The sequence below is a fragment of the Streptomyces sp. 135 genome, from assembly GCF_020026305.1.
Lineage (GTDB): Bacteria > Actinomycetota > Actinomycetes > Streptomycetales > Streptomycetaceae > Streptomyces.
On record NZ_CP075691.1, the window covers coordinates 3,789,321 to 3,814,256 of the forward strand.

Here is a 24,936-nt window from a genome sequence, read left to right on the forward strand (position 1 = left end):
GAACGGCCGTCTCAGGCCGTCCGGGTCATGATCCGCAGGACTTCCAGGGTGCGCGGCGGGACGTCGGGGTCCTCGCCGTCCCCGGCCGACAGGCGCACGTGCGCGTCGCGCGCCGCCCGCACGGCGTCGGGCCAGCCCGGGTGCTCCAGATAGGCGGAGACCATCGCGTCGGGCCCGACCTCGTGCATGATCCGCAGGACCCTCAGCACGGCCGTGTCGACGAGGGCCGCCTCCTGCGGGTCCCGGAAGATCGTGCCGACGTACTTCTCGGCGGACCAGTTGTCGAGCCAGGTGTCCTCGACGAGCCGGTAGACGGCGTCGGTCACGTCCCCGTACTCCTCGCGCCCCGCGAGCCAGCACTCCCGCTGGAACCCGGGGTCGGAGAGCATGTGCAGCGCCGAGCGCACGTTGCTGCGCCAGCGCCACCACGGCATGTCGTTGGTCGGCATGCCACCCATGGTGCTGGAGCGACGGCCGCGACGGGAAGAGTTCTCCGAACCTTGCACGGTCATCGATCGTACGTTCCCACTTCGTGCACTCGAATCGGCCCCTGCCCGTTCACCTGCATGTCACTGTCCGTTGAGAATGCGTCACTCCACGGTTGGCCCTCCCCGGGAATCGTGTGGGGACATGACCGGCCGGCGACGCCCCACCCCCTCCCGCACCTCCCGAAACTCCCGCACCTCAGCCCTGGCCGCGGCAGCGGCAGCGGCGGCGTGCCTGTCCCTGACCGCCGGATGCGGGGTCATCCCCGGTACCGCCGAGGACGGCAGGGACGACCCCATCACCGTCATGACCTGGGCCCCCGAGAAGACCAAGGCCACCAACAAGCCCGGCGTCCCCGCGATGGCGCAGGCCTTCGCCCGCTGGGTCAACGCGCACGGCGGCATCGACGGCCGCGAGCTGAAGGTCCTGACCTGCAACGACCACAACGACCCGGTCGGTGCCGCCGACTGCGCGCGCGAGGCGGTCGACCAGGACGTGGCGGCGGTCGTCGGCGCGTACAGCCAGCACGGCGGCTCGTTCCTCGCCCCGCTGGAGGTCGCCGGCATCCCCTACATCGGCGGCTACGGCGTCACCGACGACGAGTTCAGCAGCCCCCTGTCCTACCCCGTCAACGGCGGCGAGCCCGCGCTCCTCGCGGGCAACGGCCGCCAGCTCGCCGACCGCTGCGACCGCGTCGCCCTCGTACGCCCCGACACCCTCGCCGGCGACGAGCTGCCCAAGCTGCTCAACTCCGGGCTGCGCGACGGCCACCACAAGCCCGTCGCGGACATACGGGCCCCCGAGGACGGCACCGACCTCACCCCGCAGGCCGAGCAGGCCCTGAAGCACGCGGGCGCGAAGGGCGGCTGCGTGACGGCCGCGCTCGGCGCCCGCACCGACACCTTCTACGACTCGTTCCGGCGCACCAAGGCCGACTATCCGCCGGTACGGATCTCCTCCGTGCTCGGCAGCGTCGACCAGTCGCTCGTCGACCGCACCGGCGGCGCGAGCGGCCCCTACGAAGGGGCGTACGTCACCGGCTGGTACCCCGCGTCGGGCGATCCGCGCTGGTCCCAGATGCGCCGGGTCATCCGCGAGCAGGCGTTCGGCGACAACCGGGTCGACCCGGCCGACGCGGGCGTGCAGACGACGTGGATCGCGTACACCGTCCTGAAGCGGGCCGTCGAGTCGCTGGACGGCGGCGAGGTCACCGCACGCACGCTGCGCCGCGCCCTGGACGGCGGCCTGCGCGTCGAGACGGGCGGTCTCACGCCGACGCTGAGCTGGCGCTTCGAGGACCTGATCGCGGCCAGCGAGTTCCCTCGCCTGATCAACTCCGGCGTCACGTTCCAGGTGGTGCGCGACGGGCGGCTCGTCCCGGCGCGCAAGGGCTTCGTGGACGTCGAGGCGACGCTGGAGCAGTCGGCGTAGCCGCGCACCGGCGCGGCCACGCCGTCACAGCTGGGTCTTGTCCCGCGTGGTCAGGCCGTACTTGCGCGCGATGGGGTTCCAGGCGCCCGCGGCCTGCTCCTTGGCGGTGGTCGCCGCGTTGCTCTGCCGGTTGCCCGCGCCGGCCTGCGGGGTGACCCGGGCGTGGCCCTTCTTGCAGCCCTTCTTGCCGGCCACCTGGTCCGCCCACGCGGCGTAGTGGTTGTCGGCGGCCGCGGACGCCTTCCAGGCCTTGTTGAGCGACGTCGTGAGGTGGTCGTTGGCCGGGAGCTTGTCGACCTTCAGCCCGGCGAGGCGGGTGACCAGGCCGTTGCGCTGCCTGGCCGCCGCGCGCAGGTCCTTCGCGGACTGGCCGAGGTTCTGGCACTTGCCCACGTTGCGCACGGCCGCGATGACCATGTCGCGGCTGTTGTTGCTGTCGGCCAGCAGCTTGTCCAGGGCGACCGCCTGGTCCTTGGCGGGGTCGGCGGACGGCGAGGGGCGCTCGTCGGCGGGGGCCGAGGCGGAGACGGGCTTGCCGTCGGCCTCCTTGTCGTCCTCACCGCCACCGGCGCTCAGGAGCGCGCCCGCGCCGACGCCGAGCACCGCGATGCCGATGCCGACGGCGACGATGAGCGGCACCTTCGAGCCGGTACGGGTGCGGCGTCCGCCGCGGCCGCCCGCGCGCGTGGGGGCCGGGCGGCGGCGTGGCCACCGGCTGGCGCCGGGGCCTCGAAGCGGGGCATCTGCTGCGTGGAGGCGGGCCCCTCGGCCTCCGGCTCGGTGCGGAAGAGGCTGTCGAACTCGGCGGGCGGCTGCCGGTCGCCGGGAGCGCCGGGGCGGATGCCGTAGGGCGCCTTGGCCGGCTCGGGTGGCATGCCGTGCCCGGCGGGGCCGCTGTCTGCGGGACCGCTGCCTGCGGGGCCGCCGGGGACGGGCGCGATGTACTGCGTGGGTTCGCTGTCGGACGCGGGGGCGGGTGCCTGGGCACGGCCGAGGAACTGCGTGGCGTCGGCGGCGGGAGCCTCGGGCGGCAGCGCGCCGGGTCCCACCGGGGGTATGTACTGCGTGGCGCCTTCATCGGCGCCGCCGGGGATGCCCGGTACGGGCGGCAGGTACTGCGTGGCCCCCTCATCGGCGCCGCCAGGGCCGCCGGGGACGGGCGCGATGTACCGCGTGGCCTCGGCGTCGGGGCCCGCGGCGCCCGGCATCGGGGCGCCGGGTGCGGCGACGGGAGGCAGCGGGGCGCCGCTCTGCCCGAGAGGCGGCAACGGCATCCGCCGCCCACCCTGCTCCTGCTGACCGCCGTGGTCCTGCTGACCGCTGTAGGAGGCCTCGGCCTGTCCGGGGGGCGCCGCGTGCGAGCCGGGTCTGTGCGGACCGGCCTGCCCTCCGTGGTCCGGCCGCCCGGCGTGCGCGCCGTGGCCGGGCTGAGCGCCGTAGGAGGCGTCGCCGTAACCGGGCTGCGCGACGTGGGCACCGTGGGCGGGGTCACCGCCGGGCGCCTGCCTGCCACCGTAGGAGGCGTCAGCCTGGCCGCCGTACGAAGCGGCACCGTGGCCGCGGTAGGCGTCCTGGCCCGGCTGCGAGGCGTACCCCTGCCCCGCGTACCCCTGCCCCGCGTACCCCTGGCCGCCGTACGAGGTGTCCGCGCCCTCCGGGGGCAGGGGCATCGCCGGGGACTGCGGGGCGTCCCAGGAGCCGCCCGGGCCGCCCTGCGGCGCGCCCGGCGCCCCGGGCCCCAGGGCCGGTCCCAGGGGCTGCCCTCCGCCGGGGTGGCGTGCCGCCCGCGGTGCCGGGCAGCAGCGGTTCGCTGCCGTCCGCGGGCAGCACGACGCCCTCGTGGGCGGGCCGGGCCGCGGGCTGCCGCGGATCGGAGGAAGCAGCGCCCTGACCGCTCTGCTGCGTCACCGGGACTCCTACGTATGGGGGACCTACGGAACCGTCGGCTCACGCTACCGGGTCGCCACATCCCTCTGCCACGCAGCTTGGAGCGCCGCACTCCGCTCGACGGCGGCAGTAACGAATCCCTTCCCGCGGACGCTGAACACAGCGCGCCCGCGCGCGTCACGCCGCCTGCACGTCGACCCGCGCCCCGAACTCCCGCACCACCGGCTCCTCCCGGTACGGCTCGAGGCGCTGCTGGAAGTCCTCCAGGTACTCCGCGCCGCGGTTGGACCGCAGCGTGCCGAGCAGTTCGACGGCCTTCAGGCCCGTGTGGCAGGCCTGTTCCACCTCGCGCCGCTGCACCTGCGCCGTGGCCAGCAGCACCAGGCCGATCGCGCGGCGCCTGGCCCGCGTCGGAGGGTGCCCGTCCAGAGATTCCTGGGCGCTGCGCGCCGCCGCGTCCGCCTGCCCCAAGTCACGGTGACAATGCGCCATTTCATCGGCCAGATACGCGTGGTCGAAGTGCTGGATCCACACCGGGTCGTCCCCGGAGTCCGCCTCACCCGCGGCCCGGTCCATGGCCTCGACCGCGCGGCCCGCCACGGCCTGCGTGGCCCGCGCGTCGCCGAGCAGCGCGTGCCCGCGCGCCTCGGCGGCGTAGAACATGGCCTCCGCCCGGGGCGTGACCCGCCCGCGGGTGCCCTCCTGCGCGGCCCGCGCCAACTGCGCGATCTCGCGCGGGTTCCCGAGCTGGGCGGCGAGGTGGCTCATCGACGCCGCCAGCACATAGCCGCCGTACCCCCGGTCCCCGGCCGCCTGGGCGAGCCGCAGGGCCTGGATGTAGTAGCGCTGGGCGAGGCCCGGCTGGCCCGTGTCCACGGCCATGTAGCCCGCCAGCTCCGTCAGCCGCGCGACCGCCGCGAACAGCTCGCGGCCGACCGCCTCCCGGTAGGAGCCCGCGAGCAGGCCGGAGACCACGGAGTTGAGGTAGTGCACGACCACGGGCCGCACATGGCCGCTGCCGTACTGGTGGTCGAGCCGGGTCAGCGCCTCCGTCATCGCCTTGACGGCGGCGACGTCCGCCATGCCGACGCGCGGCCCGGCGGTCCGCCCGACCTGCGCGTCCGGCGAGGAGATCAGCCAGTCGCGGCTGGGCTCGACGAGCGCCGAGGCGGCCACGGTCGAGCCGGAGAGGAAGTCGCGGCGGCCCACGTCGCTGCGCCACAGCTCGCAGACCTGCTCGATGGCGCCGAGGACGGTCGGCGAGAACTGAAGACCCACGCCCGAGGCGAGGTTCTTGCCGTTCGCCATGCCGATCTCGTCGATGGTGACGGTCCGGCCCAGCTTGCGGCCGAGCGCCTCCGCGATGATGCCGGGTGCCCGGCCGCGCGGCTGCTGCCCGCGCAGCCAGCGGGCCACCGACGTCTTGTCGTAGCGCAGGTCGAGACCGTGCTCCGCGCCGCACATGTTGACCCTGCGGGCGAGGCCGGCGTTGGAGCAGCCGGCTTCCTGGATGAGCGCTTGCAGCCGTTCGTTGGGCTGCCGTGCGACGAGTGGCCTGGCGGCCATGGCGTACCCCCTGTGTGCACCGTTGACCATCGGGAACGAGGCGGCCGCCGAGGCCGCCACACGACGATCAATGCCCTGGGGGCAAATCGAAGATGCGCCACGAAAGAGGCATAAAGAAGCCATAAAACCATAAGACGGATCTGTCGGTTCCGGGCTTCCTCCGAGGCGCCCTCCGATTGCCCTTGACCTGGCTACCCGCACATGGATGCCATTTCCCCCGCGCGCCCCCGCCCGTGCACCCATGCGCCCCGCTCGCAGGATCGATGCTCCTCCCCCGCCCTCGCGTGCGCCCGTAACCCGAGGTGGCGGCGGGAGTTGAGAACTCCGTGGAAGAGACCATCGGAGTCACGACAGCCGCGCACATCCCGAAGCAGCGCGGAGAAGCCTTGCTGGACACGGCCGTGCGATACGCGGAGGAGCGTCACTGGGACATCTTCCCCGGCACCTGGCTGCAGTACGCCGACGGCGCCGAGCGGTGCTCGTGCGGCGTCGCCGCGTGCGCCTCCCCCGGCGCACACCCCGCGCGTGAGGACTGGGCGACCCAGGCCACCGGCAGCGCGACCGTGGCCCGCCGGCTGTGGCAGAAGCAGCCCAAGGCATCGATCCTGCTGCCCACCGGGCGTACGTTCGACGTGATCGACGTGCCCGAGACCGCCGGGTTCCTCGCGCTCGCCCGCATGGAACGCATGGAGCTGACCCTCGGCCCGGTGACCCGCACGCCGGACCGGCGCATGCAGTTCTTCGTGCTCCCCGGCGCCGCCGCCAAGGTCCCCGACCTCGTGCGCAAACTGGGGTGGCCCCCGGCCGTCATCGACCTGGTCGCGCTCGGCGAGGGCACCTATGTCGCCGCGCCCCCGACCCGCTTCGGCGCCTCGGGCGCGGTCCAGTGGGCCTGCCGCCCCACCGCCGCCAACCGCTGGCTGCCGGACGCCGAGGAGATCATCTCCCCGCTGGCGTACGCGTGCGGCAGGGAAGCGCGCCGCTGAGCGGCTGACCGCCCCCGGGGAGCCGCCCGCGACGTATCGTGCGGGCACGGCAAAGGCGGCGAAGGGGCGGCACGGTGACCGAAGCGGCGGCGGTACGGGTCCAGGGGCTCTGGAAGCGGTTCGGCGAACAGATCGCGGTGGCCGGGATCGACCTGGTGCTGCCGGCGGGCAAGTTCATCGGCCTGGTCGGGCCGAACGGCGCCGGGAAGACCACCACCCTCTCCATGGTCACCGGCCTGCTCAGGCCGGACCAGGGCTCCGTCGAGGTCGTCGGCCACGACGTGTGGCGCGACCCCGTCGAGGTCAAGGCCCGCATCGGCGTGCTTCCCGAGGGCCTGCGGCTCTTCGAGCGGCTCTCGGGGCGCGAACTCCTCGCGTACACCGGCCGGTTGCGTGGGCTGCCGGGACCGGAGGTCGACAAGCGCGCCACCCAGCTCCTGGACGTACTCGACCTCGCGGGCGCCCAGCACAAGCTCGTCGTCGACTACTCCACCGGCATGCGCAAGAAGACCGGCCTGGCCGCGGCCCTGCTCCACAACCCCGAAGTCCTCTTCTTGGACGAGCCGTTCGAAGGCGTCGACCCGGTCTCCGCCCAGACGATCCGCGGCGTCCTGGAGCGCTACACCGCCTCCGGCGCCACCGTCGTCTTCTCCTCCCACGTCATGGAGCTCGTCGAGTCGCTGTGCGACTGGGTCGCCGTCATGGCCGCGGGCCGCATCCGCGCGCACGGCACGCTCGCCGAGGTGCGCGGCGCGGCGCCCTCCCTCCAGCAGGCGTTCCTCGAACTCGTCGGCGCGCACGGCCGCGACACCGCCTCCGACCTCGACTGGCTCGGCGGCGGCGCCCGATGACGGCCACCGGGAACGCCCCCGCGAACGCCCAGGCGATCACCCCGGTCCTCGTACGCCTGAAGCTGTCGCTGCTGCGCAACGGACTGCGGCAGTCCGCCGGGCGCCGGGCCGCCTACATCGCGTCCGTCACCGTCACCCTCCTCATCGCCGCGCTCCAGCTCCTCGGCCTGATCGCGCTGCGCGGCAGCGAGCACGCCGCCACCGTGTGCGTCCTGCTCACCGGAGTGCTCACCCTCGGCTGGGCCGTCATGCCGCTGTTCTTCCCGAGCGGCGACGAGACCCTCGACCCCACCCGCCTCGTGATGCTGCCGCTGCGCCCCCGGCCGCTGGTGCGGGCGCTGCTCGTGGCGTCGCTGGTCGGCATCGGCCCGCTCTTCACGCTCTGCCTGGCCACCGGTGCGACGATCGCGCTCGCCCACGGCGCGGCGGCCGCCGCCACCGGCGTCCTCGCGACCGCCCTCACCCTCCTGGTCTGCGTCGCCCTGGCCCGCGCGGTCGCCGCCGCCAACATCCGCCTGCTGACCAGCCGCAAGGGCCGTGACCTCGCGGTCCTCAGCGGTCTCGTCATCGCCGTCGGCGCGCAGGCCGTCAACTTCGGGGCGCAGAAGCTCGGTTCGTCCGGCCTGTCCACCCTCGACCCGGCGGCGGCCGTCGTCCGCTGGATCCCGCCCGCCTCGGCGCTCGGCGCGGTGGACTCCGTGAGCGAGGGCGCGTACGCCACCGGGGCCGCGCAGCTCGCCCTGGCCGCGGCGGCCCTGGTGGCCCTCCTGGCCCTCTGGCAGCGCAGCCTGACCCGCCTGATGACTACCCCCGACGGCTCGACGCTGGCGGCGGCGGAACCGGACAAGGGCACGTCCCGCGCCTTCGACGCCCTCGGCGGCCTGCTCCCCGCCGGCCGCACCGGCACCGTCATGGAGCGCAGCCTGCGGTACGTGTGGCGCGACCCGAAGACGAAGGCGGCCTGGGTGACCTCGCTGGCCATCGGCCTGATCGTGCCGGTCTTCAACGCCCTCCAGGGCACCGGCTCGGTGTACTTCGCGTGCTTCGCCGCGGGGATGCTCGGGATCCTCATGTACAACCAGTTCGGCCAGGACACCTCGGCGTTCTGGATGGTGGCGATGACGATCTCGTCGACCCGCGACGCCTATGTGGAGGTGCGGGGCCGCGCCCTGGCCCTGCTCGTGATCACCCTGCCCTACGCCACCCTCGTCACCGTCCTCACCACGGCGATGCTCGGCGAGTGGCCCGCCCTGCCCGAAGCCCTCGGCCTCTCCTTCGCGCTGCTCGGCGCGATGCTCGCGACGGGCGCCTGGTCCTCGGCCCGCTTCCCGTACTCGATCCCGCAGGAGGGCTACAAGAACGTGGCGCCCGGCCAGGCGGGTCTCGCCTGGCTCTCCATCTTCGGCGGCATGGTCGCGGCGGCCCTGCTGTGCGCCCCCGTCCTGGCCCTCACGATCTGGCTGCACGCCTCCGCCGCGGCCTCCTGGACCTGGCTGCTGCTCCCCATCGGCACGGCCTACGGCTGGGCGGTCACCGACGCCGGCCTGCGCCTCGCGGCCCCTCGCCTCGCCCGGCGGCTCCCGGAGATCCTCACGGCGGTCAGCAAGGGTTAGCCGCCGGCCGATGATTTTTTCGCCGGTGGCCGGTCTGATGGTGGTCAGCCGATGAACGACATGCCAGTGACGACCGCGATACCAGGAGACCTCAGATGCGCCCCTTGATCAGCACCGCCTTCGTCTCGCTCGACGGCGTCGTGGAGGCCCCCGGCGGCGAGCCCGGCTACCGCAACTCGGGGTGGACGTTCAAGGACATGGAGTTCCTCCCCGAGGCCTTCGAGATCAAGGGCCGCGAGCAGGAGGAGGCCACCGCGATGCTGTTCGGCCGGGTCAGCTACGAGGCGTTCAGCCCCCTCTGGCCGGACATGGCGGAGTTCGCGACGTACAAGCCGATGCCGAAGTACGTGCTCTCCACGACGCTCGGCGAGGACGACCTGGTCCCCGGCTGGGGCGAGACGACTATCCTGCGCTCGCTCGACGAGGTGGCCGCGCTGAAGGAGACCGAGGGCGGCCCGATCATCATGCACGGCAGCGCCACCCTCAACCGGAACCTCTCGGACGCCGGCCTGATCGACCGGTACCACCTGCTGGTCTTCCCGCTGCTGCTGGGCGCGGGCAAGCGGCTGTTCAGCACCACGGACAAGGACACGCAGAAGCTGAAGCTGATCGAGCACGCGGCGTACGCCAACGGCGTGCAGAAGAACGTCTTCGACGTCGTCCACTGACGCCGTCCCGGGGCGCGGCACCGCCCGGGAACGCAGACGACCCGCGAGCCGTGGTTCCTGCCGCCCCGGACGGACCGGATCGGAGGAAGCCGGCCGGACGTACCGGCGGCTCGCGGGTCGGGTGACTGCTGGGAAATAGGGCCGGCTGCACGCACATCACACGTGCTGGTCCGGCGCCGAATTCGTACTGCGACGACGGGCCGCTAGCCCGCAGTCACCTCACGCGTCCGGTTTCTGTACATCGGCCGAACCACCTCCCTTCTCGTGTGCACGCCACCCTAGGAACCGCCCCGGGCACCGCACAACCGAATTTCGGGCCCGACGATTTCCCCGCAACTTCCGGGAACTCCCTGTGGGGTGCGTCACGTTCAAGTTGAATGATCTGAAGAACGCTGAAGAACAGGCCTGTAGGGGGTTCGGGGTGAGTGCTTCGCGGCGGAGCGGAACTACCGACGAACTGGGTCCCGACGAGCCGGAGCCCGGCGGGGCGGAGCTGCTCGCGGCGCTGCTGGACGGGATGGACGCGGCGCTGTGCGCGTTCGACGCCGGTGGTGTGGTGACGCACTGGAACCGCGAGGCCGAGCGGATACTCGGCTGGTCGGCGGCGGAGGCCGTCGGGCGGCAGGGGCTGTCCGGGTGGGCGGTGCGGCCCGCCGACGCCGCGGCGGTCGAGGGGCGGCTGCTGTCGGCGATGGACGCCCCGGGACGGCAGGTGCACGAGTTCGCCCTGGTGACCAAGGACGGCGGGCGGGTCCTCGTACGGATGCAGTCCGCCGCCGTGCGCGGCGGTGACGGGAAGCCCGCGGGTGTGTACTGCGCCTTCAGCGAGGTCCACGCGCAGATCGACCTGGAGCGGTCCATCGCCCTGAGCGAGGCCCTCTTCGAGAACGCCTCCTGGGGTGTCGTGCTCGTCGACGCGGACCTGCGCGCCGCGGTGGTGAACGAACACGCGGCCCGCGCCCTGGGCCTCGGGCGTACGGCGGTCCTCGGGCGGCCGCTGGCCGATCTGCTGGGGCAGGGCGTCGAGGAGCTGGAGAGCGCGCTGGCCCATGTGCTCGCCGAGGGCACGCCGCCCGCTCCCGTCGAGCTGTGGCTGTCGGTGCGGGCCGGGGACGGTCAGGAGGACGGCTTCGAGCGGCGGTGCTGGCGCAGCGGTTTCCTGCGGCTCGCCTCGCCGCTGGCGGAGGAGCCGGTGCCGCTCGGTGTCGGCTGGCTCTTCCAGGACGTGACCGAGGCGAAGCTGACCGAGCAGGAGGCCTCGCAGCTGCGGTTCCGCTCCCAGCAGCTGCACCGCGCGGCGCGGGCCGCCGCCGAGTGCGAGGACCCCATGGAGGCGGCCACCGTCCAGCTCGACTTCGCGCTCGCCGGGTTCGCCGACCATGCCCTGGTGGATCTGGTGACGGGCGAGGACCCGGTGCGGCTGGTGCGGGTGGCGGCGACGCCCGCGGGGCCGGGGCCGTGCCTGCCGGTTGCCATGGCGGGGATACCGCTGCGCTATCCGGAGGGGCATCCGGCGCCGCAGTGCGCGGAGCGGGCGGGCTCGGTGCGGGCGAGCGCGGGCGCGGCGTCCCCGGAGCGGGCCCGGGAGTGGGCGTGCGCCCGGCAGTGGCCGGAGGACACGGTGCACGCGCTGTGCGCGGTGCTGCGCAGCCGGGGCCGGACGCTGGGCGTGGTGACGTTCTTGCGGGGGCCGGGCCGCGGCCAGTTCGAACGGGCGGACGCGACGTACGCGGAGAGCGTCGCGGCGAGGGTCGCGGCGGCGCTGGACCTCGCGGGGGTTCTGGGCGGGTGAGGGGGCAGACGTGCCCGCGGTGCCGTCATGGCCCCCTGCTGTCGTGCCCCTTCACGAGGAACCCTTTCCGGCCGTCTCACGGAGGCCGATGATCCGCTCGACTTGCCATGCGTACAGCTCCAGTTGTGCGGGCGTCAGGATGAGCACGGCTTCGCTGGTGCCCCCGTCCTCGTAGTGCACCGTGACGGGCATGGCGCCCTGATGCGCCCGGGAGTCGTAGACCACGTCCCGCTTCATCGGGGTGACATGGGTGACCTGCGCGGGGACCGGCCGCAGGGCCGACCCGTCGGCGGGTGCGGCCCACTCGTCACCGCCGCCGGGCGGGCGCAGGTGGTAGGTCGTGGTCCCCGGCTGAGGAAGGGCGACCACGACCCCGATCCGGCCGCCTCGGATGGAGTCGCGGGCAGGGTCGCCGAGTCGCGGGTGGAACGGGGCCGCCGTACCCACTGCACGGCCCTGGCCAGGGAGGTGTGACGTTTCGTGTCCTGTCATGCGCTCGAAGCTACGAGCATGTCAGGGGCCCTATATGAATCGCAGGAATACGACCCTCGCGCGGGCCCCCGCCCGGCCCTCATCCGTCCAGATGGAAGCGGTCGGACATGCGCCGCAGCTTCTCACGTGTCGCGTTCCGCTCGGCGTAGACGATGCTGCGCAAGGTGGACCGGGCGATGGGGTGATTGCGTACGAGCTGGGGGGCGATCCGTTCGGCGGTCTCCAGCTCGGACAGGGCGCGCCCCCTGTTCCCGTCCCACAGCCAGGCGCGGGCCAGGTCCATGTGGTGGTGCCCCTGGCGCGAGTTGGGGAGGCCGGTGATCAGTTCCGGGCTCGTACGGCGGTCCATGGCCAGGGCCTTGGCCTGATCGCCTGCCTCCAGGGCGACGCTGATCGCGTGGATCTGGACGTTGCCCGGCGAGAACGTCACGGAGTGCCGGTCGTAGACCGGCGGCCCCTGGTAGGCGTCCATCCGTTCAGCGGCGGCTCGGGCGTGGCCGATGCGGTCCTCGGCCTCCGACGTCCGGCTGGCCCGCGCGGCAGCGACCGCGGCACGCAGCTGGAGCGAGCCCCACATGCGCAGGGCAAGCGGCTCGCCCTGGTCGTAGCCCTGCTGGATGCTTCCAAGAGCCTTGTCCGCCAACGCCAGGGAGTCGTCCCAGTCGACGGTGGCCCACATGTCCCAGACCCGCATCCAGTCGGTGAGCGCGGGCATCACGGGATCGCCGGACAGCCGGGCGGACCAGGCGGCACGCTCGGCGGCCATGGCGATCAGCTCGGGATGCCCGAGCGCGTGTGCCGCCGTGTGCGCGAACTTGCACGCCACCGCGTACACCGCGTACGCCTCCTCCCGCTCGTGGCCCGCCGACACCTCGGCCAGGGCACGGGCCTCCCGCAGCAGATCCGGCAGCACCCCCAGGATCGCGGTGTTGGCCGCCGCGTCCCGCAGCCGGTGAAGCCGGGTCACCTCGCGCCACAACTCACTGGACGGCCGGGGCCTCCCTTCGAAGACCGGCGCCAGGTCGTAGCGCCGCAGCTCGCGCAGAATCGACGCGGCGGCCACCTGCCACTGGTTCTCGGCCGGGCTGCTGGTGTAGGGCCGCCCGATCAGGTCGTTGGGGTGCACGTGCAGCTCGGTCGCGAGCAGGTTCAAGAGCCCCACGCGGTCGATCTCGATCAGGCCGCGCTCCACCTTCGACACCCAGCCCTGCGTCTTGCCCAGAGCTGCCGCCAGATCGGCCTGCGGCAAACCGAGCCGGAGCCGTGCCCGGCGCACGCGGCGCCCGATCTTCTCGGCTTCTTCCAACATCAACGCACTCCCCACCAGATCGCGGGCCGACGGCGGTACTCAAGCAGTCGGCGGGGCGGCACAGCTCCATCCGTACAAGCGCATCACTCAGAAGGTAACCAGGTCCCTGGATGCGTGTGGGGCCAGTACGTCCGATCCTCTGAGATCCGTGCACGAGACCTGTGCCGCCGTCACCACTCGGCGCCTCCTCTCACCCCGCCTGCAACGCCGGCGTCGGAGACAGCCGTGCCGCGCGGACCGCCGGGTACAGGCCCGCCACCGTGCCGATGGCCAGCGTCTCCGCGAGGCCGCCGGCCTTGCCCGGGTCGTCGAAGGTGACCGTGACAGGGATCTTGTGAAACCGCGGGGCTGCTGCTCGCCGCGTCGGAGCAGGGCCTTGAGCGGCGTGAGCCGGTCCGACACGGGCCCTGAGGTCCCGCCGGACACGGTCCCGCACCACTTCGAGCCCTTCCGGCGCCTGAACGAACGTACGCATGCGAGAGGTGAGGGGGCGGGGGCTCGGGCTGTCCATCGTGGCGGCGATCGCACGGGCGCGTGGCGCGGAGGCCGAGGCGGAGGCGAATCCGAGGGGAGCGCCTCAGTGCCGGTAGAAGATCCGGTCGCCGTACTCCTGGAAGACGCGGCCGTTCCAGTCGTGCCCCCCGTCCACGTTCCCGGACCGGAGCAGCGGCGGCTGGATGCCCCGCGAGGCCAGTTCCTCGATGGCGGCGGCGACCACGGCCTGCATCAGCGCGTTCGTCACGACGCTGGAGGCGGGGCCGAACGGCGCGTCGACGCCGTCGAGGGTCAGCTCGGCGTCCCCCACCGCGATCTTCGAGTCGATCACCACGTCGCAGTGGTCCTTGAGGAAGGTGCCCGAGACGTGGCGTGACTTGGTCTCCGTGGCGTACGCCACCGAGGTGACGCCGATGACCTTGAGGCCGAGCGCGCGGGCGTTCATCGCCATCTCCACCGGCAGGGAGTTCCGCCCGGAGAGCGAGATGATCACGAGGGCGTCGCCGGAGCGGGCCGGCGAGGAGTCCAGGACGGCGCCCGCGAGGCCGTCGACGCGCTCCAGGGCGGAGCCGAGGGTGGCGGGCATCACGTCGACGCCGACGACGCCGGGCACGGCGAGGAGGTTCATCAGGGCGAGGCCGCCCGCGCGGTAGACGACGTCCTGCGCGGCGAGCGAGGAGTGCCCGGCGCCGAAGGCGAAGAGGCGGCCGCCGGACGCGACCGCGTCGGCGAGCAGGGTGCCCGCCTCCGCGATGTTCCCGGACTCCTCGTCGCGGACCCGCTGGAGCAGGCCGATGGCGGCGTCGAAATACTGGCCGACCGGTTTGCTCTCGCTCTTGGAGCTCATTCGCATCACGTTGCGGTCTGGACCAGCGCCCTGTCAACAGGTTCTCCGGACGCCCGGGGGCCGGTTTTCCCACGGCGCGGCACGGTTGTCGGTGGTATGCGTCAGAATTGAGGGCAGGGCCAGCGCACGAGCGATTCTGAGGGGCACCCATGTCGGGGCTGATTGACACCACTGAGATGTATTTGCGCACCATCCTCGAACTGGAGGAGGAAGGTGTGGTCCCCATGCGCGCCCGGATCGCCGAGCGGCTCGACCAGAGCGGACCGACGGTGAGCCAGACCGTGGCGCGCATGGAGCGCGACGGCCTGGTGGCGGTCGCCAGCGACCGCCACCTGGAGCTCACCGAGGAGGGCCGCCGCCTGGCCACCCGCGTGATGCGCAAGCACCGCCTGGCGGAGTGCCTGCTCGTCGACGTGATCGGGCTCGAATGGGAGCAGGTCCACGCCGAGGCGTGCCGCTGGGAGCACGTGATGAGCGAGGCGGTGGAGCGCCGCGTCCTTGAGCTGCTGCGCCACCCCACCGAGTCGCCGTACGGCAACCCGATCCCGGGCCTGGAGGAGCTGGGCGAGAAGGACGGCGCGGACCCGTTCCTGGACGAGGGGATGGTCTCCCTCACGGAGCTCGACCCGGGCGCCGAGGGCAAGACGGTCGTCGTGCGCCGCATCGGCGAGCCGATCCAGACGGACGCCCAGCTGATGTACACGCTGCGGCGGGCCGGCGTGCAGCCGGGCTCCGTGGTGAGCGTGACGGAGTCGCCGGGCGGCGTGCTCGTGGGCAGCAGCGGTGAGGCCGCGGAGCTGTCCTCGGAGATCGCCTCGCACGTCTTCGTCGCCAAGCGCTGAGGCCCGCACGGGCACGCGGCGGCCCCACGGGGGCGGGGTACAGGTCGTCGCGTGCGGGCACTGGGGTCAACTTCCGCTGCCACAGGGAAAGTTGACAAGTCTCCGCGATCTCCGCGAGTTCTGGCGGAGTCCAAGATCCAGTGTGCGGAATCGCAGCGCGGGAGCGTTTTGCGTGCGAGGCTGTCGCAAGAGGCATATGACCTGAGGGCTCTTGACCGTGTCGGCGCCGCACCGCCGGCAGTCTTGCCGTGCGGCCGGAGAGGGGGCGGAGGATGTGCCCGTCTGATGGTCCGGGACGCGAGGGCCCCGGCGCCCGAAGGCGCCGGGGCCTGTCCTCCCCTGTACCGACCCGGAGCCCCGAGCTCTCAGGGTCGTTCCCCACGGGCCCGTGTCCCCGAGCGGCCCGCCTCCCGATGAAGATCTCCCCTCGGCCACGCCCGTCAATCCTTGAGCGTGGTCACCCGAACGAGGGGTGTTACCCGCGAACCCGCCGATTTCGAAAGGGAGTTCGATAGCGTGCGGGGGTGCGAGGCAGGACCAGGCGTGGATCCCGAGTGGAATCAAGGGGGGTGCCAGGAATCATGGTGCGGCGCATCGACGTGACGGGCGCGGGTGGCGTACGCCTCGCCGCCTGGGAGTTCGCCGATCCTCCCAAGCCGAGGGAGGCCGAGGGAGCACCGGGCGGGGTACTGTTGCTGCACGGCCTGATGGGCCGGGCCTCCCACTGGGCGGGCACGGCCCGCTGGCTCTCCGAGCGGCACCGCGCCATCGCCCTCGACCAGCGCGGCCACGGCCAGAGCGAGAAACTCCCCGAGGGCCCCTACACCCGCGAGGCCTACGTGGCCGACGCCGAGGCCGCCCTCACGCAGCTCGGCCTCGCGCCCGCCGTCCTCATCGGCCACTCCATGGGCGCGCTCACCGCCTGGCAGCTGGCCGCCCGCCGCCCCGACCTCGTCCGGGGCCTGATCATCTGCGACATGCGGGCCTCCGCGCTGGGCGCGGCCTCGCAGCGGGAGTGGGAGGCCTGGTTCGAGTCGTGGCCCGTGCCGTTCGCGACCCTCGCCGACGTGCGCAAGTGGTTCGGCGAGGACGACCCCTGGGTGGAGCGTCCCAACCCCTCGCGGGGCGCGTTCTTCGCCGAGGTGATGGCCGAGGGGCCTGACGGCTGGCGGCCGGTCTTCGACCCCGCCCAGATGCTGCGGTCCCGCGAGACGTGGGTGCACGACGCGCACTGGGAGGAGCTGATCCAGGTCCGCTGCCCCGCGCTCGTCGTCCGCGGCCTCGACGGCGAGCTGGGCCGCGCCGAGTCCCAGGAGATGGTCCGCGTGCTGCCCCGCGGGCAGTACGCCGAGGTGGCCGACGCCGGTCACCTCGTCCACTACGACCAGCCGGACGCCTGGCGCGCGGCCATCGAGCCGTTCCTGGACGGCGTCCTGACGGGATAGGGCGGGCAGACAGGCCGGAGGGCCGCTCTCACGGGTCTCACGGGCTGAGGCGCTCCACCCGCCACCCCTGGCCGCCCTCGCCGCGTACGTACCGCAGCCGGTCGTGCAGGCGGTTCCAGCGGCCCTGCCAGAACTCCACCTCACGGGGGGCCACCCGGAAGCCGCCCCAGTTCGGCGGCGCGGGGACCTGCTCGCCCTCGGGATAGCGGGCCGCCAACGCGGCGTACGCACGGTCCAGTTCGTCCCGTGAGGCGAGGACGGAGGACTGGGCGCTGGCCCAGGCGCCGAGCTGGGAGCCGTGCGGGCGGGTGCGGAAGTAGGCGACCGTCTCCTCGCGCCCGACGCGCGTCGCGGTGCCGGAGACGATGACCTGGCGGGCCATGGCGTGCCAGGGGAAGAGCAGCGAGACGTGCGGGTTGGCGGCGAGCTCGCGGGCCTTGCGGGAGTCGTAGTTGGTGAAGAAGACGAAGCCGCGCTCGTCGAAGCCCTTCAGGAGCACCGTGCGGGAGCTGGGCCTGCCCTCGGTGTCGGCCGTGGAGACGACCATGGCGTTCGGCTCGTGGACGGCGCCCGTGTCGCGCACGGCCTCCTTGAACCAGTGCGCGAACTGTTCCATGGGCCCGGCGGGCAGGTCGGCCTCGGCGAGCCCCTCGGTGACGTAATGCGCACGCATGCCGGCCGGCTCGGGAAGCGGTTCTGGAAGGGAGGCACTGGAGTCGGTCACACGGTCATCTTGCCGTATACGAGTTACGGCTCGCGGGGCTCCCGGGGGCGGCGGCGTACGGTGCTGCGAGGAGGTGACGTCTGGCACTGAGTGCCGCATTCCATCGCCAAAGGTGGCACCAAGGGATATCGTCCTGCTGCCGCGATCGGTGGGGGTGACCACCCGCCGCGCGGGGCATCACCGGGATGGCCGTTCCGGACCGCGAGTCGGCCGGGGCGCCGGATACTGGCGTACTCGGCGTACTCGACCGCGGAACCGGATCGTAACCGTCCACCTTTGACGCATGGTCATGAGCTGACGGCAACCGTCTGAGCTGACAGCAACCTCTTCACTCGCCCACCATCCTGTCGAACCCATCACGAGGAGCCGCCTGATGTCCGACTTCGTACCCGGACTTGAAGGAGTCGTCGCGTTCGAGACGGAGATCGCCGAACCGGACAAGGAAGGCGGCGCGCTTCGCTACCGCGGCGTCGACATCGAGGATCTGGTCGGCCACGTCTCCTTCGGGAACGTGTGGGGCCTGCTCGTCGACGGCGCCTTCAACCCCGGCCTGCCGCCCGCCGAGCCCTTCCCCATCCCGGTGCACTCCGGGGACATCCGCGTGGACGTGCAGTCCGCGCTCGCGATGCTCGCGCCCGTGTGGGGCCTGCGTCCCCTCCTGGACATCGACGAGCAGCAGGCCCGCGAGGACCTGGCCCGCGCCGCCGTCATGGCCCTGTCCTACGTCGCCCAGTCGGCGCGCGGCCAGGGCCTGCCGATGGTGCCGCAGCGGGAGATCGACAAGGCCGAGACGGTCGTCGAGCGGTTCATGAAGCGCTGGCGCGGCGAGCCCGACCCCAAGCACGTGCAGGCCGTCGACGCGTACTGGACGTCGGCCGCCGAGCACGGCATGAACGCCTCCACCTTCACCGCCCGCGTCATCGCCTCCACCGGCGCGGACGTGGCGGCGGCGCTGTCCGGTGCCGTCGGCGCCATGTCCGGCCCGCTGCACGGTGGGGCGCCGTCCCGGGTCCTCGGCATGATCGAGGAGATCGAGCGCACGGGCGACGCGGTGGCGTACGTGAAGCAGGCGCTGGACAAGGGCGAGCGGCTGATGGGCTTCGGGCACCGCGTGTACCGGGCCGAGGACCCGCGCGCGCGGGTGCTGCGGCGCACCGCCCGTGAGCTGGGCGCGCCGCGCTTCGAGGTCGCCGAGGCCCTGGAGAAGGCGGCCCTGGACGAGCTGCACGCGCGCCGCCCCGACCGGGTCCTCGCCACGAACGTGGAGTTCTGGGCGGCGATCGTCCTGGACTTCGCGGAGGTCCCGGCGCACATGTTCACGTCGATGTTCACGTGCGCGAGGACCGCCGGATGGTCGGCGCACATCCTGGAGCAGAAGCGGACGGGGCGGCTGGTCCGGCCGTCCGCGCGGTATGTGGGGCCGGGTTCGCGTGGCCCCCAGGAGATCGAGGGGTTCGGGGACATCACCCGCTGAGGCCCGTGCCGCTCAGGCCAGCGCCGAGCTGACCAGCACCGTCCACTGCGCCACCACCCGCTCCCTGCGCGCCCCGTCGTCCGTCAGCAGATTCGCCAGGCCGAGGCCCCGTGCCATGTCCAGCAGGCCCTGGATGGTCTCGCGGACGCTGGGGCGCGACTCGTCGGCATGGAGGAGTTCCACCGCTATGCGGTGCGTCTCGCGGCCGACGCGGGCTTCGAGTTCCGTGACGCGCGAGCCCAGCTGGGGTTCGTTCGACGCGGCCACCCAGAGGTGGAGCGCCGCCCGGAAGAGCGGGCCGGTGTAGAGGTCGACCAGGGCGGCGACCACCGAGGCCGGGTCCTTGGCGGGCAGGGCGCGCAGGGCCGTGGAGCGCTGTTCGGCGACGTACTCCACGGCGGCCGTGAAGAGGTCCTCGCGGGTCGGGAAGTGGTGCTGGGCGGCGCCCCGCGAGACCCCGGCCCGCTCGGCGACCACGGAGACCGTGGAGCCCGCCCAGCCGTGCTCGGCGAGGCAGGACACGGCGGCCTGGAGGAGCTTCTGCCGCGTGGCGCGGCTGCGGTCCTGCTTGGGCGCCCGGTCGGCGGTGGTCACAGCACCCATGGGGGCTCCCGTCGTTCGAGGAACGCCCCCGCCCCGTCCCGTGCCTCGGCGGAACCGAAGAGCCGCGCGGACAGGGCGACCAGGGCGTCCGAGTGTGCGTCGAATGCGTCGAGCACCTTAGCCGTGAGCAGCTTCTTCGTCTCGGCCAGGGCGCCGGGTGCCGCCTTGCGCAGCCCGTCGAGCATCGGTTCGAGTCCCGCGTCCACGTCATCGGCGTACGCGGTGACGAGGCCGGTCCGGGCCGCCTCCGCCCCGTCGAAGCGCTCCCCGGTGAGGTGGTAGCGGGCGGCGGCGCTCGGGTCGAGGCGGGGCAGCAGCGTCAGGGAGATGACGGCGGGCGCGACCCCGATGCGTACCTCCGTGAGCGCGAAGGAGGCGCCAGGACCGGCCACCGCGAGGTCGCACGCGCCGAGCAGCCCGAGCCCGCCCGCCCGCACATGCCCGGCCACCCGGGCGAGGACCGGTTTCGGCAGCTGGACGATCTGCCGCAGCAGCCGTACGAAGTCCCGGGGGTCCGGCGGCTCGCGCAGGTCGGCCCCGGCGCAGAACGTCGTCCCGGTGTGGGTGAGGACGACCGCGCGGACTCCGGGGTCCGCGCCGAGGTCGTGGAGTGCCTCGGCGAGCGCGCCCACCAGGGCCGCCGAGAGCGCGTTGCGGCGCTCGGGGAAGTCCAGGGTGACGGTGACGATGCCGCGCTGCGGCGAGGAGACGACAAGGCTCATGGGGGGCTCCTCAGTACGGCTCTCAGTACGACTTGGGCAGGCCGAGCGTCTGGTGGGAGACGTAGTTGAGGATCATCTCCCTGCTGACCGGGGCGATACGGGCCACGCGGGAGGCCACGATGAGCGAGGCGAGGCCGAACTCCTTGGTCAGGCCGTTGCCGCCGAGGGTGTGCACGGCCTGGTCGACGGCCTTGACGCAGGCGTCGGCGGCGGCCAGCTTGGCCATGTTCGCGGCCTCGCCTGCGGCCATGTCCTCGCCGTCGTCGTAGAGCCGGGCGGCCTTCTGCATCATCAGGCGGGCCAGCTCGATCTCGATGTGGCACTGGGCGAGGGGATGCGCGATGGCCTGGTGGGCGCCGATGGGGGCCTTCCAGACACTGCGTTCCTTCGCGTACTCGGTGGCGCGGTTCAGCGCGTACCGCCCCATGCCGAGCGCGAAGGCGGCCGTCATGATCCGCTCGGGGTTCAGGCCCGCGAAGAGCTGGAGCAGACCCGCGTCTTCGTCTCCCACGAGCGCGTCGGCGGGCAGCCGTACGTCGTCGAGGACCAGCTCGAACTGCTTCTCGGCAGCCTGGAGCTCCATGGCGATCTGCCGCCGTTCAAAGCCCGGGGTGTCGCGCGGGACGATGAACAGGCACGGCTTGAGGTTGCCGGTGCGGGCGTCCGACGTACGGCCGACGATGAGGGTGGCGTCGGCGATGTCGACGCCGGAGATGAACACCTTGCGGCCGGTCAGGAGCCAGTCGCCGGAGTCGGGGTCGCGGCGGGCCGTGGTGGTGATGCGGTGGGAGTTGGACCCCGCGTCCGGCTCGGTGATGCCGAAGGCCATGGTGCGGGAGCCGTCGGCGAGGCCGGGCAGCCAGGCCCGCTTCTGCGCCTCGGTGCCGAAGCGGGCGATGACGGTGCCGCAGATGGCGGGCGAGACGACCATCATCAGGAGCGGGGAGCCGGCGGCCCCCAACTCCTCCAGGACGATGGAGAGTTCGGCGATGCCACCGCCTCCGCCGCCGTACTCCTCGGGCAGGTTCACGCCGAGATAGCCGAGCTTCGCCGCGTCCGTCCACAGCTCGTCGGGGTGGCCGTCGTTCGCCACCACGCGGGTCATGTAGTCGCGGCCGTAGCGCTTGCCGAGGGCGGCGACGGCGGCGCGCAGGGCCTGGTGCTCCTCGGTCTCGAGGACGGTGGTGCGGGCGGGGCTCATGCGGACTCCTCCGGTTCGGCGGCGGCCTGGACGACGGCGAGCAGGGCGCCGACCTCGACCTGGCGGCCGGGTGCGGCGTGCAGCGCGGTGAGCGTGCCGGAGGCGGGAGCGCAGACGCGGTGCTCCATCTTCATGGCCTCCAGCCAGACGAGGGGCTGCCCGGCCGTGACGGCCGCGCCCTCGGCGAGCCCTTCGGCGACGCGGACGACGGTGCCCGGCATGGGGGCGAGCAGTGAGCCGGGGGCGCGGCGGGCGGCGGGTTCGGGGAGCAGGGGCAGCGCGGTGAGGGCGGTGTCGCCGCGTGCGGTGGTGACGTGCACCCGGTCTCCGTACCGCGTGACCGTGAACTTCCGGCGCACACCGTCGACTTCGAGCTCGACGCGTGTGGGCGACACGGCGAGGACCCGCACCCCCTCGGCGGTCGGGCCGTTCCGGGTGTGGTCGTAGCGGACCTCGTGCTCGGCGCCGTCGGCCTCGGTGCGGTAGCGCTTGAGGTGGGGCTGCGAGCGGAGGTTGCGCCAGCCGCCGAACCGGGAGCGGCCGTGCGCGTCGGCGAGGGCGGCCGCCAGCGGGGCGTGCGGGTCGGGGGCGGCGGCCGTGAGCGCGGCGGCGTGCCGGTCGTAGAAGCCGGTGTCCATGCGGGCGCAGGTGAACTCCGGGTGCCGCAGGGAGCGTACGAGCAGGCCCCGGTTGGTGACCGGGCCGTGGACCGTGGCCCGCTCCAGGGCGCCCGCGAGCTTCCGCACGGCCTCGGCGCGGGTGGGCGCGTACGCGACGGCCTTGGCGAGCATCGGGTCGTAGTGGATGCCGATCGTGTCGCCGTCCGTGTAGCCGGTGTCCAGGCGTACGCCCGGCACGTCCAGGCGGTGCAGGGTGCCGGTCTGCGGGGCCCATCCGGCCGCCGGGTCCTCGGCGTACAGGCGGGCCTCGACGGCGTGCCCGCGCGCGGGCGGCGGCTCCCCCTCCAGGGCGTGCCCTTCGGCGACCCGGATCTGGAGCGCCACCAGGTCGACGCCGAACACGGCCTCGGTGACGGGGTGTTCGACCTGGAGGCGGGTGTTCATCTCCAGGAAGTGCGCCCGGCCGCCGGCCACCAGGAACTCGACGGTGCCCGCGCCGCGGTACTCGGTCACGCGCGCGGCCCGCACCGCCTGGGCGTGCAGTTCGGCGACGAGGTCCGGGGCGAGGCCGGGCGCCGGGGACTCCTCGATGACCTTCTGGTGGCGGCGCTGGAGGGTGCAGTCGCGGGTGCCGAGCGTCCACACGGTGCCGTGCGCGTCGGCCATGAGCTGCACCTCGACGTGCCGTCCGCCCTCGATGTACGGCTCGACGAACACCTCGCCGTCCCCGAAGGCGCTCGCGGCCTCGGCCCGCGCCGCCGCCAGCTCTCCCGCCAGGTCCGCCATGTCGCGTACGACGCGCATACCGCGCCCGCCGCCGCCCGCGGCCGCCTTCACCAGGACCGGCAGGTCGGCCTCGGTGACCTCGACGAGCGGTTCGACGCCCATCAGCTCCTTGGCCCGCGTCTTGGACGCCATGGCCTCGATCGCCTCGGGCGGCGGGCCGATCCAGGTCAGGCCCGCGTCCTGGACGGCGCGCGCGAAGGCGGCGTTCTCGGAGAGGAAGCCGTAGCCGGGGTGGACGGCGTCGGCGCCCGCGGCCTGCGCGGCCTTCACGACGAGGTCGCCGCGCAGATACGTCTCGCCGGGCGCCGAGCCGGGCAGCCGTACCGCCGTGTCGGCCTCGCGCACGTGCAGGGCGTCCGCGTCGGCGTCGGAGTACACGGCGACGGTGGCGATGCCGAGGTCGCGGCAGGTGCGGAAGACGCGGCAGGCGATCTCGCCGCGGTTGGCCACCAACAGGGCAGTGATCATGGGGAGTTCCTCACATCCGGAAGACGCCGAAGCCACCGCGCGCGCCCTCGTAGGGGGCCGTGTGGATCGCCGACAGGCACAGGCCGAGGACGGTGCGGGTGTCGCGCGGGTCGATGACCCCGTCGTCGTAGAGCCGCCCGGAGAGGAACATCGGCAGCGACTCGGCCTCGATCTGCTGCTCCACCATGGCCCGCAGCCCCGCGTCCGCTTCAGCGGCTTTTTCATCGTATGGCTGTCCTTTCGCGGCGGCCGACGCGCGGGCCACGATCGACAGGACGCCGGCGAGCTGCTGCGGGCCCATGACGGCGGACTTCGCGCTCGGCCAGGCGAAGAGGAAGCGGGGGTCGTAGGCGCGGCCGCACATGCCGTAGTGACCGGCGCCGTAACTCGCCCCCATGAGGACGGACAGGTGCGGCACGCGCGAGTTGCTCACCGCGTTGATCATCATCGCGCCGTGCTTGATGATGCCGCCCTGCTCGTACTCCTTGCCGACCATGTAGCCGGTGGTGTTGTGCAGGAAGAGCAGCGGGATGTCGCGTTGGTTGGCGAGCTGGATGAACTGTGCGGCCTTCTGCGACTCCTCGCTGAACAGCACGCCTTGGGCGTTGGCGAGGACGCCGACGGCATAGCCGTGCAGCCGCGCCCAGCCGGTGACCAGTGAGGCCCCGTACAGCGGCTTGAACTCGTCGAAGTCGGAGCCGTCGACGACGCGGGCGATGACCTCGCGCGGGTCGAAGGGCTTCTTCAGGTCGTCGGGGACGATGCCGAGGAGTTCGTCCTCGTCGTACTTGGGCGGCTCGACGGTGAGCGGGTCCGGGTCGGCGTATGCCTTGCGCCAGTTGAGGCGGGAGACGACCCGGCGGGCCTGGCGCAGGGCGTCGCGCTCGTCCTCGGCGAGGTGGTCGGCGAGGCCGGAGGTGCGGGCGTGCATCTCGGCGCCGCCGAGCGACTCGTCGTCGCTCTCCTCGCCGGTCGCCATCTTCACGAGCGGCGGCCCGCCGAGGAAGACCTTCGCGCGCTCCTTGACCATGATCACGTGGTCGCACAGGCCGGGGACGTACGCGCCGCCCGCCGTGGAGTTCCCGAAGACGACGGCGACGGTCGGGATCCCGGCCGCCGAGGACCGCGTGAGGTGTTTGAAGAGGGCGCCGCCCGGGATGAAGATCTCCTTCTGGGAGGGCAGGTCGGCGCCGCCGGACTCCACGAGGTGGATCGACGGCAGCCGGTTGGCGTGCCCGATCTCATGGGCCCGGAACGCCTTCTTCAGCGTCCAGGGGTTGGAGGCGCCGCCCCTGACCGTCGGGTCGTTGGCGGTGATCAGGCACTCGACGCCCTCGACGACGCCGATGCCGGTGACCATGGAGGCGCCGACGGGGTAGTCGCTGCCCCAGGCCGCCAGCGGCGACAGCTCCAGGAAGGGCGTGTCGGGATCGAGCAGCAACTCGATCCGCTCCCGGGCCGGCAACTTGCCGCGTTCGCGGTGCCGTTGGACGTACTTGTCGCCGCCGCCCTCCAGGGCCTTGGCCTGCTCGGCGTCGAGCGCGGCCAGCTTCTCCAGCATGGCGGCGCGGTGCTCGGCGTACTCGGCGCTCGCGGGGTCGAGCGCGGAGGTGAGGACGGTCACAGCG

General features: G+C 73.0%; 23 protein-coding genes. 9 read left to right on the forward strand and 14 right to left on the reverse strand.

Going from position 1 to position 24,936, the window contains the following annotated elements; translation table 11 throughout:
* Positions 1–11: 11 nt before the first annotated feature.
* Positions 12–512: a hypothetical protein gene (locus tag KKZ08_RS16950; protein WP_223775260.1), complete on the reverse strand. Its 501-nt coding sequence runs from the start codon at positions 510–512 to the stop codon at positions 12–14.
* Positions 513–630: 118 nt separating this feature from the next.
* Here KKZ08_RS16950 and KKZ08_RS16955 point away from each other — a divergent pair, with 118 nt between their 5' ends.
* Positions 631–1,917, forward strand: coding sequence for an ABC transporter substrate-binding protein (locus tag KKZ08_RS16955; RefSeq protein WP_223775261.1), 1,287 nt, complete (start codon positions 631–633; stop codon positions 1,915–1,917).
* A 24-nt stretch (positions 1,918–1,941) separates the two neighbouring features.
* Here the strand turns inward: KKZ08_RS16955 and KKZ08_RS38985 are convergent, their stop codons facing one another.
* The 3 genes from KKZ08_RS38985 to KKZ08_RS16965 form a co-directional block, all read right to left on the reverse strand.
* Entirely contained in the window at positions 1,942–2,556 is a 615-nt protein-coding gene (locus tag KKZ08_RS38985; protein ID WP_346657881.1) for a hypothetical protein, read from the reverse strand.
* The gene (locus KKZ08_RS38990) at positions 2,490–3,587 is read right to left on the reverse strand and encodes a hypothetical protein (RefSeq protein WP_346657882.1); all 1,098 of its coding nucleotides are present in this window, start codon (positions 3,585–3,587) and stop codon (positions 2,490–2,492) included. Before KKZ08_RS38990 ends, KKZ08_RS38985 begins: the two co-directional genes overlap by 67 nt.
* A 394-nt stretch (positions 3,588–3,981) precedes the next feature.
* Positions 3,982–5,370: a transcriptional regulator gene (locus KKZ08_RS16965; RefSeq protein ID WP_223775262.1), complete on the reverse strand. Its 1,389-nt coding sequence runs from the start codon at positions 5,368–5,370 to the stop codon at positions 3,982–3,984.
* Between the two features lie 326 nt (positions 5,371–5,696).
* Between KKZ08_RS16965 and KKZ08_RS16970 the strand changes: the two genes are divergently transcribed.
* The 5 genes from KKZ08_RS16970 (at position 5,697) to KKZ08_RS16990 (ending at position 11,280) form a co-directional block, all read left to right on the forward strand.
* Positions 5,697–6,356: a bifunctional DNA primase/polymerase gene (locus KKZ08_RS16970; RefSeq protein ID WP_223775263.1), complete on the forward strand. Its 660-nt coding sequence runs from the start codon at positions 5,697–5,699 to the stop codon at positions 6,354–6,356.
* Positions 6,357–6,430: 74 nt separating this feature from the next.
* Positions 6,431–7,207 (forward strand): ABC transporter ATP-binding protein, encoded by a 777-nt coding sequence (locus KKZ08_RS16975; protein WP_223775264.1) that lies wholly within the window; start codon positions 6,431–6,433, stop codon positions 7,205–7,207.
* Positions 7,204–8,820, forward strand: coding sequence for a transporter (locus KKZ08_RS16980; protein ID WP_223775265.1), 1,617 nt, complete (start codon positions 7,204–7,206; stop codon positions 8,818–8,820). The genes KKZ08_RS16975 and KKZ08_RS16980 overlap by 4 nt, the downstream gene beginning before the upstream one ends.
* Before the next feature lie 95 nt (positions 8,821–8,915).
* A complete protein-coding gene (locus KKZ08_RS16985) occupies positions 8,916–9,488 on the forward strand; it encodes a dihydrofolate reductase family protein (protein WP_223775266.1) in 573 nt (190 codons plus the stop codon).
* Positions 9,489–9,909: 421 nt separating this feature from the next.
* Positions 9,910–11,280, forward strand: coding sequence for a PAS domain-containing protein (locus tag KKZ08_RS16990; RefSeq protein ID WP_223775267.1), 1,371 nt, complete (start codon positions 9,910–9,912; stop codon positions 11,278–11,280).
* 51 nt (positions 11,281–11,331) lie between these two features.
* Here KKZ08_RS16990 and KKZ08_RS16995 read toward each other — a convergent pair whose 3' ends face one another.
* The 4 genes from KKZ08_RS16995 to KKZ08_RS17010 form a co-directional block, all read right to left on the reverse strand.
* On the reverse strand, positions 11,332–11,772 hold the full coding sequence (locus KKZ08_RS16995; RefSeq protein WP_223775268.1) for a hypothetical protein: 441 nt from the start codon (positions 11,770–11,772) through the stop codon (positions 11,332–11,334).
* A 79-nt stretch (positions 11,773–11,851) separates the two neighbouring features.
* Positions 11,852–13,081 carry a helix-turn-helix domain-containing protein gene (locus KKZ08_RS17000; RefSeq protein WP_223775269.1) on the reverse strand — a complete coding sequence of 410 codons (1,230 nt, stop codon included), beginning with the start codon at positions 13,079–13,081 and terminating at the stop codon, positions 11,852–11,854.
* A 190-nt stretch (positions 13,082–13,271) separates the two neighbouring features.
* A complete protein-coding gene (locus tag KKZ08_RS17005; RefSeq protein ID WP_223779378.1) occupies positions 13,272–13,556 on the reverse strand; it encodes a hypothetical protein in 285 nt (94 codons plus the stop codon).
* Between the two features lie 102 nt (positions 13,557–13,658).
* Positions 13,659–14,423: an SIS domain-containing protein gene (locus tag KKZ08_RS17010; RefSeq protein ID WP_223775270.1), complete on the reverse strand. Its 765-nt coding sequence runs from the start codon at positions 14,421–14,423 to the stop codon at positions 13,659–13,661.
* A gap of 149 nt (positions 14,424–14,572) precedes the next feature.
* Here KKZ08_RS17010 and KKZ08_RS17015 point away from each other — a divergent pair, with 149 nt between their 5' ends.
* Positions 14,573–15,265, forward strand: a complete 693-nt coding sequence (locus tag KKZ08_RS17015) for a metal-dependent transcriptional regulator (protein WP_223775271.1) — start codon at positions 14,573–14,575, stop codon at positions 15,263–15,265.
* A 581-nt stretch (positions 15,266–15,846) separates the two neighbouring features.
* Complete coding sequence (locus KKZ08_RS17020; protein WP_223775272.1) at positions 15,847–16,710, forward strand: alpha/beta hydrolase; 864 nt, start codon at positions 15,847–15,849, stop codon at positions 16,708–16,710.
* Between the two features lie 37 nt (positions 16,711–16,747).
* Here KKZ08_RS17020 and pdxH read toward each other — a convergent pair whose 3' ends face one another.
* Positions 16,748–17,383 (reverse strand): pyridoxamine 5'-phosphate oxidase, encoded by a 636-nt coding sequence (gene pdxH, locus KKZ08_RS17025; protein ID WP_223779088.1) that lies wholly within the window; start codon positions 17,381–17,383, stop codon positions 16,748–16,750.
* A 424-nt stretch (positions 17,384–17,807) separates the two neighbouring features.
* Here pdxH and KKZ08_RS17030 point away from each other — a divergent pair, with 424 nt between their 5' ends.
* On the forward strand, positions 17,808–18,908 hold the full coding sequence (locus KKZ08_RS17030) for a citrate synthase 2 (protein ID WP_223775273.1): 1,101 nt from the start codon (positions 17,808–17,810) through the stop codon (positions 18,906–18,908).
* Between the two features lie 12 nt (positions 18,909–18,920).
* Here the strand turns inward: KKZ08_RS17030 and KKZ08_RS17035 are convergent, their stop codons facing one another.
* From KKZ08_RS17035 to KKZ08_RS17055, 5 genes are read right to left on the reverse strand one after another with little or no spacing between them, the layout of a single operon-like run.
* A complete protein-coding gene (locus tag KKZ08_RS17035; RefSeq protein ID WP_223775274.1) occupies positions 18,921–19,511 on the reverse strand; it encodes a TetR/AcrR family transcriptional regulator in 591 nt (196 codons plus the stop codon).
* Positions 19,499–20,233, reverse strand: a complete 735-nt coding sequence (locus KKZ08_RS17040) for an enoyl-CoA hydratase family protein (protein WP_223775275.1) — start codon at positions 20,231–20,233, stop codon at positions 19,499–19,501. The genes KKZ08_RS17035 and KKZ08_RS17040 overlap by 13 nt, the downstream gene beginning before the upstream one ends.
* 22 nt (positions 20,234–20,255) lie before the next feature.
* On the reverse strand, positions 20,256–21,434 hold the full coding sequence (locus KKZ08_RS17045; RefSeq protein ID WP_223775276.1) for an acyl-CoA dehydrogenase family protein: 1,179 nt from the start codon (positions 21,432–21,434) through the stop codon (positions 20,256–20,258).
* On the reverse strand, positions 21,431–23,308 hold the full coding sequence (locus tag KKZ08_RS17050) for a biotin carboxylase N-terminal domain-containing protein (protein ID WP_223775277.1): 1,878 nt from the start codon (positions 23,306–23,308) through the stop codon (positions 21,431–21,433). The genes KKZ08_RS17045 and KKZ08_RS17050 overlap by 4 nt, the downstream gene beginning before the upstream one ends.
* 10 nt (positions 23,309–23,318) lie before the next feature.
* Positions 23,319–24,932 carry a carboxyl transferase domain-containing protein gene (locus KKZ08_RS17055; RefSeq protein WP_223775278.1) on the reverse strand — a complete coding sequence of 538 codons (1,614 nt, stop codon included), beginning with the start codon at positions 24,930–24,932 and terminating at the stop codon, positions 23,319–23,321.
* Positions 24,933–24,936 lie beyond the last annotated feature (4 nt).